Genomic DNA, 15760 nt, shown 5'->3' with positions numbered 1-15760 from the left:
GGTGGGAGTTGAGGAGCAAGCAAGTGGAGGAAAACATGGAATTCTCACGCAGACATCTCGGCAAGATCGCCGCCGGCCTTCTGGGCGCCGGCTTGCTGTGGCCGGCGGCCGCCAGTGCGCAAGACATGCCGGCGCCTTTCGACAATCCCGGCGACGTGGAGATCGCGCTGGTGCGCTACCTCTCCACGGGTGACTTCTTTCAAGCCTATCTGTCCGGTGTGGAGGCCCAGGCGAAGGCGCTGGGTGTCAACCTGCGGGTTCTCGATAGCCGCCAGGATGCCGCGCTTCAGGCCGACATGGTGGACCAGGCCATTGCGCTCGGTGTCGATGGCATCGTGATCCAGCACGGGCTGACGGAATCGATGAAAGAAGCCGCCCAACGCGCCGTGGATGCCGGCATCAAGGTCGTCGCCTTCGACGTCAATGTCGAAAACGATGCGATCCCGCAGATCGAGCAGTCGGACCGCGACCTGGCCCGCCTGGCGCTGGAACAGGCGATCAAGGACAATGGCGAGGAATGGAAGGCCGGCTATGTCTATGTCGCCGGCATCGCGCCGCTCGACCGCCGCAATGAGACCTGGGTGGAATTCAAGGAAAAATATCCGGGGATCGAGGAGGTCGCCCAGTTCGGCACGCTCGACAATCCCATCGCCAACTCGGTCGCCAACCAGGCGCGCTCGGTCGTTACCGCCAATCCGGATATCCAGGTCATGTTTGCGCCCTATGACGAGTTCGCCAAGGGCGTGAAGATCGCCATCGACGAGGCGGGCCTGTCGGACGGCATCAATATCTACTCCGCCGACATCTCGACGGCCGACATCTCCGCCATGCGCGAACCGGACAGTGCCTGGGTCGCCACGGCGGCGACCAATCCGGCGGTCGTCGGCGAGGTTTCGGTGCGCGCGCTCGCCATGCTTCTGGCCGGCGAGGATCCGGGCCACAATGTCGTCGTGCCGCCGACGCTCATCACGCAGGACGTGCTGAACACCCAGGATATCAAGAACATGGACGAGCTTTCACAAAAGCTGCCGCAGTTCGCCCATGCCGATGTCGCCGTGCCGGGCTGGATGCCGATCCCGCCGCGCGATTGAGCGCGGTGCAGACAAAGGGGTGGCCTCAGCGCCGCCCCTTCACATGCCGTTACTCGGACGGCATCCCAAGGTACGGCTCATGAGATTGGCGCGGCGGATGCCTCGATATCTTCCCTCGCGCCCGCATGGTCGAGCAGGCGCCCGGCCATGCGCGACGTCACCACCAGGTGGGTAAAGAAGCGGCCCTTGATCGCGGCCAGCAGAGGCTCGAGCTTTTCGTCCTCCTGAACCACCATCAGCCGCCGCGGGATGCTGCGGATCGCATCGAAATCGGCCGAGATGATGCGGCGGTTGTAATCACAGTCGAGCCAGGCGCCCTCGGCATCGATCACCTGGCCGGCAATGACACCCACCCCACCCATCGTCTTGATCGCTCTCAGTTCCTCAACGCTCAGCGCTCCGCATTTGATGACGTGGCTGTCTTCGGCCAGCGTGCCGACGCTGAACAGCGCCAGGTCGCAGGACGCGATGCCGTTGAGCTGCTCGCGGATGACCGGCTCGTCGCGCAATCCGATGGCGAGGGCCTCGGTGCTCAGGACCAGCGGCGCATAGAAGTTGAGGCCGTTGGCGTTGAGCCGGCGGGCGATCTCCATCGTGCACTGGTCGGGGCGGTAGGAATAGGGCGAGCCCAGATTGCCGCAGAGCTCGACAACGGTTACGTTCTCACGGTCGGCATAGGCCATCGTGTCGGCGATCGCGTAGACCGTATGGCCCCAGGCCACGCCGACCCGGTCGCCGTTCTTCACCATCTCGAGAAACACGCTGGCCGCCAGGGTCGGAATTTCCGCGACCGGGTCGGGAACAAGCTCGCCGCGCTCCGTCACCCATACGGTGTCCAGCCCGAAAGCTTCTTCCAGCCGCCGCGCCATCATGTGGCTGCGAAACAGATGGGTGGAGGTGGAGATGTTGACGATGCCGGCTTCGCGGGCGCGGCGCAGATAGAGCGCGACCGAGGCGCGGGAAATATTGAGCCGCTGGGCCACTTCGTCCTGACGGAGACCGTGGGTATAATAGAGCCACGCAGCCTTGTGCACGACCTGATCTGCGGAACGATATGCCATCCAATCCTCCGGATGGACATTATTTATTACCATTGACAAAAGTCAATTGGTCCCTGGTGTCAACCATAAGGCGATGCGCCTATCGAATGCCCGACCCGTCCGGCACGGTCAATTTTGACCAGCGATGGCGCTTCGGCGCGATTGAACGCGAACATGAAGCGCCCTGACACAGAGTTTCAATTGACAGCTTGAAGCGTGGCTAATGTTTGTTCTCGGGCGCAAATCGCCCGGATAGGCGAGCAGCGCCATTGCATACGTTGCGGGGCGCTCTCGTTCACCGAAAGTCTCGTGCAATGACCAAGTTTCACCTGTTGCGCTCAATGCGGAATGCGGACACTATGAATTAATGAATACATTAAGGGAGGAGCCTTAGTGGCCACAGTGATGTTTCGCGATGTCCGCAAGGCGTTCGGGCAGGTGGAGATTCTGCATGGCGTCTCGGTGGATATCGAGGAAGGTCAGTTCGTCGTTCTGGTTGGCCCGTCCGGCTGCGGAAAATCCACCTTGCTGCGCATGCTGGCCGGGTTGGAGCACATCACTTCCGGTGAGATCCTGATCGGCGACCGGGTGGTGAACGCGGTGCCCCCCAAGGATCGCGACATCGCCATGGTGTTCCAGAACTACGCGCTCTATCCGCACATCACCGTGGCCGAGAACATGGGCTTTTCGCTGATGCTGAAAGGCGCTTCAAAAGCCGACATCGAGGCCAAGGTGCGCCCGGCGGCGGAGATACTCGGCCTGTCGCATCTGCTCGACCGCTATCCGCGCCAATTGTCCGGTGGCCAGCGCCAGCGCGTCGCCATGGGGCGGGCGATCGTGCGCAATCCGCAGGTCTTCCTGTTCGACGAACCGCTGTCGAATCTCGACGCAAAGCTGCGCGTTTCGATGCGCTCCGAAATCAAGAACCTGCACCAGCGGCTCAAGACGACCACCGTCTATGTCACCCATGATCAGATCGAGGCGATGACCATGGCCGACAAGATCGTCGTCATGCATGACGGAATCGTCGAGCAGGTCGGCGAACCGCTCGATCTCTATGACCGGCCGGCCAATCTGTTTGTCGCGGGCTTCATCGGCTCTCCGGCCATGAACATGACATCGGGCCGGCTGGACGACAAAGAGCCAGGCGCCTTTGTCACCGCTCAGGGGCAGCGTATCGACGTTGCCAATCTCGGGACCGCGAAGCCCGGCCGCAATCTGGTCTGTGGAATACGGCCCGAGGCGATTCACCTGCGGGGCGATGTTGCGCTGCGGGTCAAGGTGGTCGAGCCCACGGGCTCGGAAACCCACGTTGTCGCCGATCTGGACGGCAATGAGATGACCTGCGTCTTCCGTGAGCGCATCAGGGCGGAACCGGGAGACGAATTGAAGGTCTCGATCGATCCGGATGCCATTCATCTCTTCGACGCAGAAGGGGGGCAGCGTCTTTCGGCGTGACTGGATTTTTGGTGCCGTCGGGGAGGACGGCGTCAAGCACCGGGCGCTGCGGCGTCCAAATTTGATGCGGAAGTCATCCGTATTGCGGCGCCCTCGGGTGCCGGCGGAATTTGAGGAGGAGACGTGCAATGACAATCAATCGCAGGCGCTTTTTATCAAGTACGGCGGGGCTCGCCGCCGGCGGCATGCTGGCCGGATCGCTCGGCATGCAGCGCGCGCTGGCGCAGGAATCGGCGACGATGTTCCAGCCGGAGGAGGGGGCGTCGTTGCGTCTTCTGCGCTGGGTGCCTTTCGTGACAGGCGAGGAGGAAGCCTGGAACGCCAACACAAAGGCCTTCACCGAGGCGACGGGCGTGGACGTGCGCATCGACCAGGAAAGCTGGGAGGACGTGCGGCCCAAGGCTGCCGTGGCGGCCAATGTCGGCTCCGGCCCGGACATGGTCATGAGCTGGTTCGACGATCCGTTCCAATATCCCGACAAGCTGGTCGATGTGACCGATCTGGCCACCGCGCTCGGCGAGGAGTATGGCGGCTGGTATGAAGGCGTCGAAGGCTATGCCAGGCAGGGCGATAAATTCATTGCCGTTCCGCTATGCGCCATAGGAAACGCGGTCTGCTATCGCGACAGCCACATGAAGGCGGCGGGGTTCAGCGAGTTTCCAACCGACACCGACGGGTTCCTGGAATTGTGCAAGGCCATGAAAGCCAAGGGTACGCCGGCCGGCTTCCCGCACGGCAAGGCCGTGGGCGACGGCAACAATTACGCGCACTGGCTGTTGTGGAGCCATGGCGGCATGACAGTGGATGAGAACGGCAAGGTCGCGATCAACAGTCCCGAGACGAAGGCGGCGATCGAATATGCCAAGGCGCTCTACGAGACCTTCATTCCGGGCACGGAAAGCTGGCTCGACATCAACAACAACCGTGCGTTCCTGGCGGGCGAGGTTTCTCTGACGGCCAATGGCGTGTCGCTTTATTACGCCGCTGCCAATGACGAGACGCTGAAGGAGATCGCCGAGGACATCCGTACGACCAATCTGCCGGTCGGCCCGGTGGGCAAGTCCGTCGAGCTCCATCAGACGTCGACCCTATCGATCTTCAACCACTGCAAATATCCGCAGGCCGCCAAGGCCTATCTCGCATTCATGTACCAGGCGGACCAGATGAATGCGTGGATTGAAGGGGCCAGCGCCTATTGCTGCCAGCCGCTGAAGGCCTTCGAGGACAATCCGGTCTGGACTTCCAACCCCGTTCACGCGCCTTACGCGAAGGCATCCGCCTCGCTCAGGCCGAACGGATATGCGGGCCCGCTCGGGCCGGCGTCAGCCGGGGTGATGGCAGACTACGTCCTGGTGGACATGTTCGCCGAGGCGGTCACCGGCCAGCGTTCCCCCGAAGACGCCATCGCCAATGCGGAACGGCGCATCGCGCGCTACTACCGCTGACGCAAAGACAGCGCCGGCACCCGCCGGCGCTGTCCCCCTCTGCGCATCGTTCAATGAAAGACAGGATGACCCATGCAGGATCGCCCGGCGCGCTCATCTTCGATCTTCGGATGGCTTCTGGAAAGCCGCAATGGGCTCGGCCTCCTGTTCATGCTGCCGGCGGCTGTGTTTCTTCTGTGCTTTCTCACCTATCCGCTCGGCCTCGGCGTGTGGCTCGGATTCACGGATGCGCGCATCGGGCGCGAAGGCGTCTTCATCGGCCTGGAGAACTACATCTGGCTGTTCGATGATCCGGTGTTCTGGCTCTCGGTCTTCAATACCATGCTCTACACGCTGGTGGCGTCGGTCCTGAAATTCGTCCTGGGGCTCTGGCTGGCCCTGATCCTCAACCAGCACCTGCCGTTCAAGTCGTTCTTCCGCGCCATCATCCTGTTGCCCTGGGTGGTGCCCACGGTGCTTTCGGCGCTCGCCTTCTGGTGGATCTACGATTCCCAGTTCTCGATCATTTCCTATGTCCTGATGAATATCGGCCTCATCAGCGAGCCGATCAATTTTCTCGGCGACCCGACCAATGCCCGCGCGTCGGTGATCGCGGCCAATGTCTGGCGCGGCATTCCGTTCGTCGCGATCTCGCTTCTGGCCGGCCTGCAGACAATTCCGCAATCGCTCGAAGAGGCGGCGGCGCTCGATGGAGCGACGTCATGGCAGCGCTTCACCAAGGTCACGCTGCCGCTGCTCACGCCCATCATTGCCGTTGTGATGACCTTTTCGGTCCTGTTCACGTTCACCGATTTCCAGCTCATCTACGTGCTGACGCGCGGCGGCCCGGTGAATGCCACGCATCTGATGGCCACCCTGTCTTTCCAGCGTGCCATACCAGGCGGACAACTGGGCGAGGGCGCGGCCATCGCGGTGGCGATGATTCCCTTCCTGCTGGCGGCGATCCTGTTTTCCTTCTTCGGATTGCAGCGCCGCAAATGGCAGCAGGGCGGCGGCGACTGAGGGGAAGAGAGCGATGAGCGAACAGATTGATTCCACCCACCACAGCGCCGTGCATGACGATATCGTGGGCATGGAGCAGTTCAATACGCTGCCACGCCGCATCGTCGTGGTCTATCTGCCCTTGGCGGTCTTCGTCTTCGTGCTCCTGTTCCCATTCTACTGGATGGCGATCACGGCACTTAAACCGAATCACCAGCTTACCGACTACAGCAATTACAGCCCCTTCTGGGTGGTCGAGCCGACGCTGCGGCACGTGAAATATCTGTTGTTCGAAACGTCCTATCCGGGCTGGCTGTGGAACACGATGCTGGTGGCCTTCGCCGCCACCTTCATCTCGCTGGCGGCCTCCGTGTTCGCCGCCTACGCCATCGAGCGCGTGCGCTTCACCGGTGCGCGCGTGACGGGGCTCCTCATCTTCCTGGCGTATCTGGTCCCGCCGTCCATCCTGTTCATCCCGCTCGCCTTCATCGTGTTCAAGGTGGGCATCTTCGATTCTCGGCTGGCGCTGATCCTCACCTATCCGACCTTCCTCATCCCATTCTGCACCTGGCTCCTGATGGGTTATTTCCGCAGCATTCCGTTCGAACTCGAAGAGAGCGCACTGGTCGACGGGGCGACACGCTGGCAGATCCTGACCAAGGTCATCCTGCCGCTGGCCGTGCCGGGGCTCATCTCGGCGGGCATCTTTGCCTTCACTTTGTCGTGGAACGAGTTCATCTATGCGCTGACATTCATTTCCTCGTCGGAGAACAAGACGGTGCCCGTCGGCGTGCTGACGGAACTGGTGCGCGGCGATATCTACGAATGGGGCGCGCTGATGTCCGGGGCGCTTCTGGGTTCGCTGCCGGTGGTGATCCTTTATTCCTTTTTCGTCGACTACTACGTCTCATCCATGACCGGCGCGGTGAAGGAGTGAGGCCTCTCATGTCGCAAGGAGCCCGCACAACGTTTCGCCATTGGCGACGGACGTCCGCGGATCGCCGGCGAGGTTAGCGCGCGTTCGCTCCAAACGGAAACGTTTGAAGCAAAGATATGCGCGCCAGCTCAATATGTTGGAGCATGTACCTTTCGCTCAAACGATTCCGATTGAGCGGGACATGCTCTAGTAGACGGCGCGGCCGCCGGAAATGTCGAACACCGCGCCGGTCGTGAAGGAACATTCCTCCGAGGCCAGCCACGCGATCATCGCCGCCGCCTCGGCCGGCTCGAGAAACCGCTCGAGCGGGATTTTCGACAGCATGTAGTCGATGTGTTCCTGGCTCATCTGGTCGAAGATCGGCGTGCGCGCGGCCGCCGGCGTCAGGCAGTTGACGATCACGCCGGTCTTGGCGAGTTCCTTGCCGAGCGATTTGGTGAGCGCGATCAGGCCGGCCTTGGAGGCCGAATAATGCGAGGCGTTGGGGTTGCCTTCCTTGCCGGCGATGGAGGCGATGTTGACGATGCGGCCGTAGCCGCGCTCGATCATGCCCGGCACCAGTGCCCGGCAGGTCAGGTAGGGCGCGACGAGATTGACCTCGACGGTGCGCCGCCAGATATCGGGCGCCAGTTCCCAGGTCTTGCCGTTGCCGCCTGTGATGCCGGCATTGTTGACGAGAATGTCGATCGCGCCAGCTTCGCGGGCGGCGGCCTTCACGGCGCCTTCGTCGGTCAGTTCCACCACGCGGCCGGTTGCCTTTTCACCCAGCGTGGCGGCGGCCTCGTCGAGGTTATTCGCGTTGATGTCCCAAAGGACCACATCGGCGCCGCTGGCAATGAAGCGCTCCGCCGTTGCCAACCCGATTCCCTGTGCGCCGCCGGTGACGATCGCCCGTCGTCCGGCAAGATCGATCTGGTTCATGAATTGCGCCTCCTCATTCGGTTTTGGCCGCTGTCGTAGCGTGGGCCTTGCATAAGATATACGTTGGGGCGGGCGCCCGAATGCCGGCGGACCATTGCCCAGGGGGCGCGGTCTACCGGTCCGCCGCAAGCGTTGCCCGTTGGCGCAGCAACGAAACGAGCTGCTTGTCGGCCCGGTTGCGATGCTGCTGGTGCAGACGGGTCGCTTCCTCCTCGTTTCCCGCGGCTATCGCTATGAGAATCGCCCGGTGCTCGCGGTCGGAGACGACGGGCAGGGGGCGCAGCTTGGTGATCGCCCGGCGGGCGTGATATTGAAGATCCCATAATTGCCGCAGCATGGCCTGCAGACGTGGATTGCCGCACAGGCCGACCAGTTCGGAATGGAACTCGTCGTCGAGTTCGGACCAGCTTTCGATGTCGCCGCGCTTCGAGGCGCGTTCCATCTGGGTGAGAATGCCGTCCAGGCGATCATGGTCGGCTTCGCTGATGCCGTGCCGCGCCGTCAGTTGCGCGGCCTTCACTTCGAGGGCCGAAAAGACCTGATAGATCTGCTCGATTTCGTCGATGGACAGCGACTTGACGGTGATGCCGTGGCGTGGGCGCACCTCCACCAACCCTTCTTCTTCGAGCCGGATCAGCGCTTCGCGCACGGGCGTGCGGCTGAGGGAAAGAAGGCTCGCCACTTCCGTTTCCAAAAGTGTCGTGCCGGGCGGCAGCCGTCCTTCGAGAATGCGGAACTTCAGCTCATGGTAGGCGCGCTCGCGCGCCGGCATCTTCGCAATGCCCTGCAGGCTGGGTCGTGGACGCGAAGCCGCCTGTGCGTCCTCGTTCCTGTTGCGCGGTGTCCGCGTGACGGTTGCCGCTTTCCTGCGTTCGCTCGCGTTCAGCGTCCTCTCCCTGACTGCCTGATGCGCGGTGCGTCATTCATGGCCGGCTCCGTCAACCGGCACGCTTGCGCGCTTCTTCGTCGGCGATGTGTGCACGGATGATGGAATCGAAATCCTTGTCGGCTCTGAAGCCGGCTTCCTCGGCCCGCCGGGCGCTGAAATCGCGTGGCCAGCCGTCGACGATGGCGGCGATCTGCGGATCGTGGGCTCGCTTTATGCGCGCCACCACTTCATCTCCCGCCACGCGCCGCAGGGCGTCGATCATTTCCGCGACCGTCACGGAGAGGCCAGGCATGGTGAGCGAACGGCGGTCGCCGAACTGTGCCAGGTCCATCGTGCCGGCATGCAGAAGGAAGCCCACGGCTGCGTCCGGGCTTGCCACCCAGTGCCGAACATCCTCCGAGACGGGCAATATGGCTTCCTGGCCGGCCAGCGGCTCGCGGATGATGCCGGAGAAGAAGCCGGAGGCTGCCTTGTTGGGCTTGCCGGGCCGCACGACGATTGTTGGCAGGCGAATGCCGATGCCGTCCACGAAACCCTTGCGCGTATAGTCGGCCAGAAGCAGTTCGCCGACCGCCTTCTGCGTGCCATAGCTGGTGAGCGGCGCGCGCAGGAATTCGTCGTCGATCCGTTCGGGAAAGGGCGCGCCGAAGACGGCGATGGAGGAGGTGAAGACGAGGCGGGGCCGATAGCCCGTGCCGACATGGCGGATCGCCTCCAGCAGATGACGCGTGCCGTCCATGTTGACATCATAGCCCTTTTCGAACTCGACCTCCGCCTCGCCGGAAACGATGGCGGCGAGATGGAATACGATATCGGGCTTGCTCGCGATCAGGCCATTGACCGTTTGCGCATCGGCAATGTTGCCGGCCTGTGCTTCGATCCGGACACCATTGGCCGACGCCAGCGCCGGTTCGATCACGTCGAAGGCGTGGATCGTATCGATCCGGTCGTCACCCAACTTGCCGTCGGCGATGAGCCTTTCGGCAAGTCTACGGCCGACCATGCCGGCGGCACCGATGATCAGGATGCGCATGCGGATTTCTCTCCTCCCGAATTTCTATCTGCTCGCGCATCAATGTATACACAATATCCCGGCAATTCGGAACGGAGAACCGGATCTTCCTACCCTTGAAGGACATGAATGCGTCACCGGCACACCGGGGCCGGGGAGAAGTAGCCGAAGAACGCAGATTGGCCGAGGCGAAATTTCGCCTCGGCATGCTCAACGCCGGCAGCCTGCGCTGAACATCCAGAGGGGCCGGAGCGGATGGTCCAACCCTTGCCGCATAGGATTCAACGGGCCGAGCGCTACTCCACCGACGCAGCCTGGAGCGTCGGTGCAATCCGTGCCGCGCAATATTTGAACTCCGGGATCTTGCCGTAGGGATCGAGCATCGGGTTGGTCAGCCTGTTGGCCGGGCTCTCGTTGAAGCAGAAGGGCATGAAGATCATGCCGTCGGCCACCTCGCGATCAGCCCTCAGGATCGCTTCGACCGTGCCGCGCCGGGTATCGACACTGACCACGTCGCCTTGCGACAGGCCGCGCCTGGCGATCTCGCGCGGGTTCATCGCCGCAATGCCGAAGGGCTCGATCGCGTTGAGCACGCCGGCCCGCCGGGTCATGGCGCCGGTATGCCAGTGCTCGAGGAGGCGACCGGTGGTGAGCACCAGCGGATATTCCTCGTCCGGCACCTCGTCGGGCGGCAACAGGTCGGCCGGCGTGATGCGGCCGCGGCCGTCCGACGTCGGGAAACCGTCGGTGAAGATGATCTCGTTGCCGGGCTTGTCCTCGGCATCGGCCGGATAAATGACGGATTCCTCGCGCTCGATGCGCTCCCAGGAGATGTTCTTGAGTGACGGCATGACGCTGGCCATTTCGGCGTAGACCTCCGAAACGGAGCCGTAGTTCCAGTCAAGCCCGATGCGCCTGCCGATCTCGACGATCAGTTCCCAGTCCTGCCGGGCTTCGCCGGGCGGATCGAGGACGGGGCGGCCGATCTGCACCTGCCGGTTTGTGTTGGTGTAGGTGCCGAGCTTCTCGGCGTGGGCGGAGGCCGGCAGCACCACATCGGCATGCCATGCGGTCTCGGTCAGAAAGATGTCCTGCACCACCAGATGCCCGAGCTTGGCCAGCGCGGCGCGGGCATGGATCTGGTCGGGGTCGGACATGGCCGGGTTCTCGCCCTCGATATACATGCCCTTGATCTCGCCATCGTGGATGGCGTCGATGATCTCCACCACGGTCAAGCCGCGCTTGGGGTCCAGCGTCTGGCCCCAGAAATTCTCGTACTGGCCGCGAATGTCGACGTTTTCGACCGACTTGTAGTCGGGGAAATACATCGGGATCAGTCCGGCATCGGACGCGCCCTGGACATTGTTCTGGCCGCGCAGCGGGTGAAGGCCGGTGCCGGGGCGGCCGACATGGCCGGTGATCAGCGCCAGCGCGATCAGGCAGCGCGAATTGTCCGTTCCATGGGTGTGCTGCGAGATGCCCATGCCCCAGAAGATGATGGAGCGTTCGGCGGTGGCATAGGTGCGCGCGACGTCGCGCAGAACCTCTGCCTCGATGCCGCAGAGCTCCGCCATCGCCTCGGGGGAAAAATCCTTCACCTTCTCCTTGAGCGCCTCGAAGCCGGAGACATTGGCCTGGATATATTGCTCGTCATAGAGCTTTTCCTCGATGATCACATGGATCATCGCGTTGAGCATCGCCACGTCCGTGCCCGGCTTGAAGCGCAGGGAATGGCTGGCGTGGCGCATCAGGTCCTGGCCGCGCGGATCCATGATGATCAGCTTGGCACCGCGCTTGGCTGCCTGCTTGAAAAATGTGGCGGCGACCGGGTGATTGGTGGTCGGGCGCGCGCCGATGACGATGATGCACTCGGCCTTCATGGCATCGTTGAAGGGAGCCGAGACGGCACCCGAACCGACGCCTTCCATCAGTGCGGCGACCGAGGAGGCGTGGCAGAGCCGGGTGCAGTGATCGACATTGTTGGTGCCGAACCCCTGCCGCACCAGCTTCTGGAAAAGATAGGCCTCCTCGTTGGAGCCCTTGGCGGAGCCGAAGCCGGCCAGCGCCTTGCCGCCATGCGCGTCGAGCAGGGACTTCAGCCCGCCCGCGGCGCGGTCCAGCGCCTCTTCCCACGTCGCCTCGCGGAAGACGGTGAGCGGATCGACGCCGCGCAGGTCGATATCGCCCGCTTTCGGCGCATCGTCGCGGCGGATGAGCGGCTTGGTCAGGCGCTCGGGCGACATGACATAGTCGAAGCCGAAGCGGCCCTTGACGCAAAGCCGGTTCTCGTTGGCATAGCCATCGCGGCCGTCGACCTGGACAATCTTGTTGTCCTTGACCGCCACCTTCGTCTGGCAGCCGACGCCGCAGAACGGGCAGACGCTGTCGATCACCTTGTCGAAGGATTGGACGGCGCGGGTCTTGCCCGCATGGTCCATCAGCGATTTCTCGTAAAGCGCGCCGGTCGGGCAGGCCTGAACGCATTCGCCGCAGGTCACGCAGGTGGACAGCCCCATCGGATCATGCATGTCGAAGACCGGCACCGAATGGTCGCCCCGGTTGGCCATGCCGATCACGTCGTTGACCTGCACCTCGCGGCAGGCGCGCACGCAGGCGCCGCAGGAGATGCAGGCGTCGAGATTGACCGCGATCGCCGGATTGGAGGTGTCGAATTCGGGCTCGGCCTTGCCGGGCGCGTACTTCGAGCCGAAACGCTCGCTGCCTGAAATGCCCATGGAGGAGGCCCAGTCCCAGAAGGCGGACTGGTTGTCCGGCCCGTCCTCGGCGGGGCGCATGTTGCTGGCCAGGAGCTCGAACACCATCTCGCGCGATTTCTCGGCGCGGGTCGTGTCGGTGCGTACGACCATGCCTTCGGCCGGCTTGCGGATGCAGGATGCGGCAAGCACGCGCTCGCCCTCGATGTCGACCATGCAGGCGCGGCAGTTGCCGTCGGGGCGGTAGCCGGGCATATCCACATGGCACAGATGCGGAATGCGCGTGCCTTTGCGCTTGGCCACGTCCCAGATCGTTTCGTCTTCGCCTGCGGTGACCGATTTTCCGTCGAGCGTGAAGGTAATCATCTCAAAGGTCGTCCCGGAAATACGTGAGAAGATGGTTGACCGGATTGGGCGCGGCCTGGCCCAGCCCGCAGATGGAAGCGTCGCGCATGACCATTTCGAGGTCGCGCACCGCCTCCTCGTCGAGCTTGCCCTGCTTCTTGAGCAGCGTGACCATTTTCCCGGTGCCCTCGCGGCACGGCGTGCACTGGCCGCAGCTCTCGTGCTTGAAGAAATTCAACAGATTGAGCGTCACATCCTTGATGCTGTCGGCCTGCGAGAAGATCACGATCGCGTGGCTGCCGACAAAGGCGCCCTGCTTGGCGAGTTCGCCGCCGAAGTTGAGCGGAATATCGCCCATCGAGGCCGGCAGGATACCGCCGGAAGCGCCGCCCGGCAGATAGGCCTTGAATTCATGGCCTTCCGCCATGCCGCCGCAATAATCCTCGATCAGCTCGCGCACGGTGACGCCGGCCGGCGCCAGCTTGACGCCGGGTTCGCGCACCCGGCCGGAAACCGACCAGGAGCGCACGCCCGGATGGTCCGGCTTGCCCTTTCCGGCGAACCAGTCCGCGCCCTTTTCGACGATGTCGCGCACCCACCAAAGGGTCTCGATATTATGGTTGAGCGTCGGGCGGCCGAACAGGCCGACCTCGGCGATATAGGGCGGGCGATGGCGCGGCAGGCCGCGCTTGCCTTCGATGCTTTCCAGCATCGCGCTTTCCTCGCCGCAGATATAGGCGCCCGCGCCGCGCCTTAATTCGATGAAGCCGGGCTCGACGAGACCCGCCGCCTCGAGCGCGGCGATCTCGGTGCGCAAAATCTGCAATACGCCCGGATATTCGTCGCGCATGTAGAAATAGATGCGGCTTGCCTCGACCGTGTGGGCGGCGATCAGCGCGCCCTCGAATGTGCGATGGGGGTCCTGTTCGAGATAGATTCGGTCCTTGAAGGTGCCGGGCTCGCCCTCGTCGCCATTGATCGACATCAGGCGTGGGCCGGGAAAGGATCGCACGATGCCCCATTTCCGGCCGGCCGGGAAGCCGGCCCCGCCGAGGCCGCGAAGGCCGGCGTCCTGCATCGTTTCCATCAGCGCGTCGGCGCCGACCTCGCCGGAGCGCACTTTTACCAGAAGCTGATAGCCACCGCTGGCGCGGTAGGCGTCGAGCCCGATATAGTCGGCAACGACCGTATCCGTCTCGCCATCGCGGGCCATCTGCAAAAGCCCCTCGGCGCTGGCATGATCGACCTCGCGGTCGCCGATGCGTGCCGCCGGCGCGGTGCCGCAGCGGCCCATGCAGGGCGCGCGCACCACCCGGACGGAGTTGGGGTCGGCCGTGGCCGTAAGCTCGCTCAAAAGGCTTTCGCAGCCGGCCAGCATGCAGCTTACCGAATCGCAGACGCGGATCGTCAGCGGGGGAGGGGGCGTCTCGCCTTCCTTCACGACATCGAAATGATCGTAAAACGTGGCGACCTCGTAGACTTCGGTCTGCGACAGGCGCATTTCTTCGGCCAGCGCGCGAAGATGGGCGGCGGAAAGATGGCCGTAGCGGTCCTGCGCGAGATGCAGGTACTCGATCAGCAAATCGCGGCGGCGCGGCCGATTTCCCAGAAGGTCGCGGATTTCCTCGAGCGCCACATCGTCAAGTGCGCGTCCTTTGGGCCCACGATCGCGAGGACGGCGATCTTTCATCATCAACACTCTTCATCTCCTACCCTCGACATAGGGCGCCGCGCATCATTGCGATACAAATGGTTTCGCCTGCCGCCCGGTCATGCGCCGCTTTGATGCAGCGACAGAAATCGTTGCGGCCGCCCTGCCATCATCAACCATGCGCCCTATGGAAACGGCGCTCAAGCGGCCGATCGCACGGTTGGCGCCACGTTGCCTTTGCCTCATCTTCCTCAATATCCGAATAGCAATGGTATCGGCCAGATACTCCTCCCTGCGCGACATATTCACCATGAAAGCGACTCGGCTTAGCGGATCATGGTTGAGCTATTGTGGCATTTTGTATTCCACGGCAGGTGCTGTCAAGGTCGAACCTTTCGCGCACGACATTGCCGGCACGTTTCCATGCCGGCGCAATGTCGGAACGGCCGCACCGGGGGTGGGACGTTGGTCCAATTACGCCGACGCCGCCATAGTGGTATCTCTCGGCTACGGCAGAGGGGAACCATCAGCACAGGAAGCAAGCCATGCATAGGAAGTTGAGAGCTACGGTTTTGACCGCCGCCGTTTTGGGTGCGACCGCGGCAAGCGCACAGAACTTCGAGCAATACGGCTCGGAAGCAGGCTGGAATATTGCCATCAAGGAGGACATGGGTCCTGGCTGTTTGATGATGAAGACAAATGAGGACGGTACGCAGATACAAATGGGCATCGACGCTACCGGCGAATTGAAGGGCTATATGGCTCTTTATATGAAAACGCCTGCGAATCTGGCCAAGGGCGACGATTTCGAAGTCCTGTTCGATGTCGATGGCGACCAGTTCGAGGGTGAAGCGATCGGGCAGGAAATCGAAGGCTACAAGGGCGCCTATGTCCTGGTGAACAACCCTGACTTCATCTACGATCTTGCCAAGAAGAAGCAGTTGACCATTACGCCCAAGGGCCACCGTCAGGTTCTGGTGAACCTGGACGGCACCAACGCCGCCTTCGAGACCTTGCGCGCCTGCCAGGATGCCCAAGCTCAATAGCTGGGTCGTGCGCCAGTGGAACGAATTTGACATTCGATACCCACTCGACGTCGACCCCGAGATCGAATGCCAACTTCAAAAGCTCCACTAGAATCATAGACTTGCTAGTGGTTCTTTGTTTCCAACATTTGCCCACAGGGCCGATGCAAATGTTGGAAACGAACCACTAGGAGCGTGTCTGAGTAGTCACTGGTCAAGCGGGTGCGAGTCTGATTCCTTGCTGGGTTATG

General features: G+C 62.7%; 13 protein-coding genes. 6 read left to right on the top strand and 7 right to left on the bottom strand.

Annotation, left to right across the window (positions count from 1 at the left end; all coding sequences use genetic code 11):
* Positions 1-35 precede the first annotated feature (35 nt).
* A complete protein-coding gene (locus tag GM909_RS24715; RefSeq protein ID WP_157020199.1) occupies positions 36-1091 on the top strand; it encodes a substrate-binding domain-containing protein in 1056 nt (351 codons plus the stop codon).
* 77 nt (positions 1092-1168) lie between these two features.
* On the opposite strand, the gene GM909_RS24710 is transcribed toward GM909_RS24715, so the two are convergent.
* Positions 1169-2152: a sugar-binding transcriptional regulator gene (locus tag GM909_RS24710; RefSeq protein WP_157020198.1), complete on the bottom strand. Its 984-nt coding sequence runs from the start codon at positions 2150-2152 to the stop codon at positions 1169-1171.
* Between the two features lie 372 nt (positions 2153-2524).
* Here GM909_RS24710 and GM909_RS24705 point away from each other — a divergent pair, with 372 nt between their 5' ends.
* From GM909_RS24705 to GM909_RS24690, 4 genes are all read left to right on the top strand, one after another.
* On the top strand, positions 2525-3589 hold the full coding sequence (locus GM909_RS24705) for an ABC transporter ATP-binding protein (protein WP_157020197.1): 1065 nt from the start codon (positions 2525-2527) through the stop codon (positions 3587-3589).
* Positions 3590-3774: 185 nt separating this feature from the next.
* Positions 3775-5034 carry an ABC transporter substrate-binding protein gene (locus GM909_RS24700; protein ID WP_407941359.1) on the top strand — a complete coding sequence of 420 codons (1260 nt, stop codon included), beginning with the start codon at positions 3775-3777 and terminating at the stop codon, positions 5032-5034.
* A gap of 72 nt (positions 5035-5106) precedes the next feature.
* A complete protein-coding gene (locus tag GM909_RS24695; protein ID WP_157020195.1) occupies positions 5107-6036 on the top strand; it encodes a carbohydrate ABC transporter permease in 930 nt (309 codons plus the stop codon).
* A 13-nt stretch (positions 6037-6049) separates the two neighbouring features.
* Complete coding sequence (locus GM909_RS24690; protein ID WP_407941357.1) at positions 6050-6952, top strand: carbohydrate ABC transporter permease; 903 nt, start codon at positions 6050-6052, stop codon at positions 6950-6952.
* 186 nt (positions 6953-7138) lie between these two features.
* On the opposite strand, the gene GM909_RS24685 is transcribed toward GM909_RS24690, so the two are convergent.
* The 6 genes from GM909_RS24685 to GM909_RS24660 form a co-directional block, all read right to left on the bottom strand.
* Entirely contained in the window at positions 7139-7873 is a 735-nt protein-coding gene (locus GM909_RS24685; protein WP_157020194.1) for an SDR family NAD(P)-dependent oxidoreductase, read from the bottom strand.
* Positions 7874-7985: 112 nt separating this feature from the next.
* Positions 7986-8645, bottom strand: a complete 660-nt coding sequence (locus tag GM909_RS24680) for a GntR family transcriptional regulator (RefSeq protein WP_235912072.1) — start codon at positions 8643-8645, stop codon at positions 7986-7988.
* A gap of 166 nt (positions 8646-8811) precedes the next feature.
* Positions 8812-9795 carry a D-erythronate dehydrogenase gene (gene denD / locus GM909_RS24675; RefSeq protein WP_157020192.1) on the bottom strand — a complete coding sequence of 328 codons (984 nt, stop codon included), beginning with the start codon at positions 9793-9795 and terminating at the stop codon, positions 8812-8814.
* Positions 9796-10070: 275 nt separating this feature from the next.
* Positions 10071-12854, bottom strand: coding sequence for a formate dehydrogenase subunit alpha (gene fdhF, locus GM909_RS24670; RefSeq protein WP_157020191.1), 2784 nt, complete (start codon positions 12852-12854; stop codon positions 10071-10073).
* Between the two features lies 1 nt (position 12855).
* Positions 12856-14523, bottom strand: coding sequence for an NAD(P)H-dependent oxidoreductase subunit E (locus GM909_RS24665; RefSeq protein WP_407941358.1), 1668 nt, complete (start codon positions 14521-14523; stop codon positions 12856-12858).
* Positions 14524-14568: 45 nt separating this feature from the next.
* Positions 14569-14796, bottom strand: a complete 228-nt coding sequence (locus GM909_RS24660) for a hypothetical protein (protein ID WP_157020190.1) — start codon at positions 14794-14796, stop codon at positions 14569-14571.
* Positions 14797-15056: 260 nt separating this feature from the next.
* Between GM909_RS24660 and GM909_RS24655 the strand changes: the two genes are divergently transcribed.
* A complete protein-coding gene (locus GM909_RS24655; RefSeq protein ID WP_235912071.1) occupies positions 15057-15530 on the top strand; it encodes a hypothetical protein in 474 nt (157 codons plus the stop codon).
* Positions 15531-15760: the final 230 nt, after the last annotated feature.

Origin of the sequence: Mesorhizobium xinjiangense (assembly GCF_009749525.1) — a bacterium.
In the GTDB taxonomy this organism is placed as follows: domain Bacteria; phylum Pseudomonadota; class Alphaproteobacteria; order Rhizobiales; family Rhizobiaceae; genus Mangrovimarina; species Mangrovimarina xinjiangensis.
Note: the sequence above shows the minus strand (reverse complement) of the source record. Positions and strands in the feature narration are given on the sequence as shown.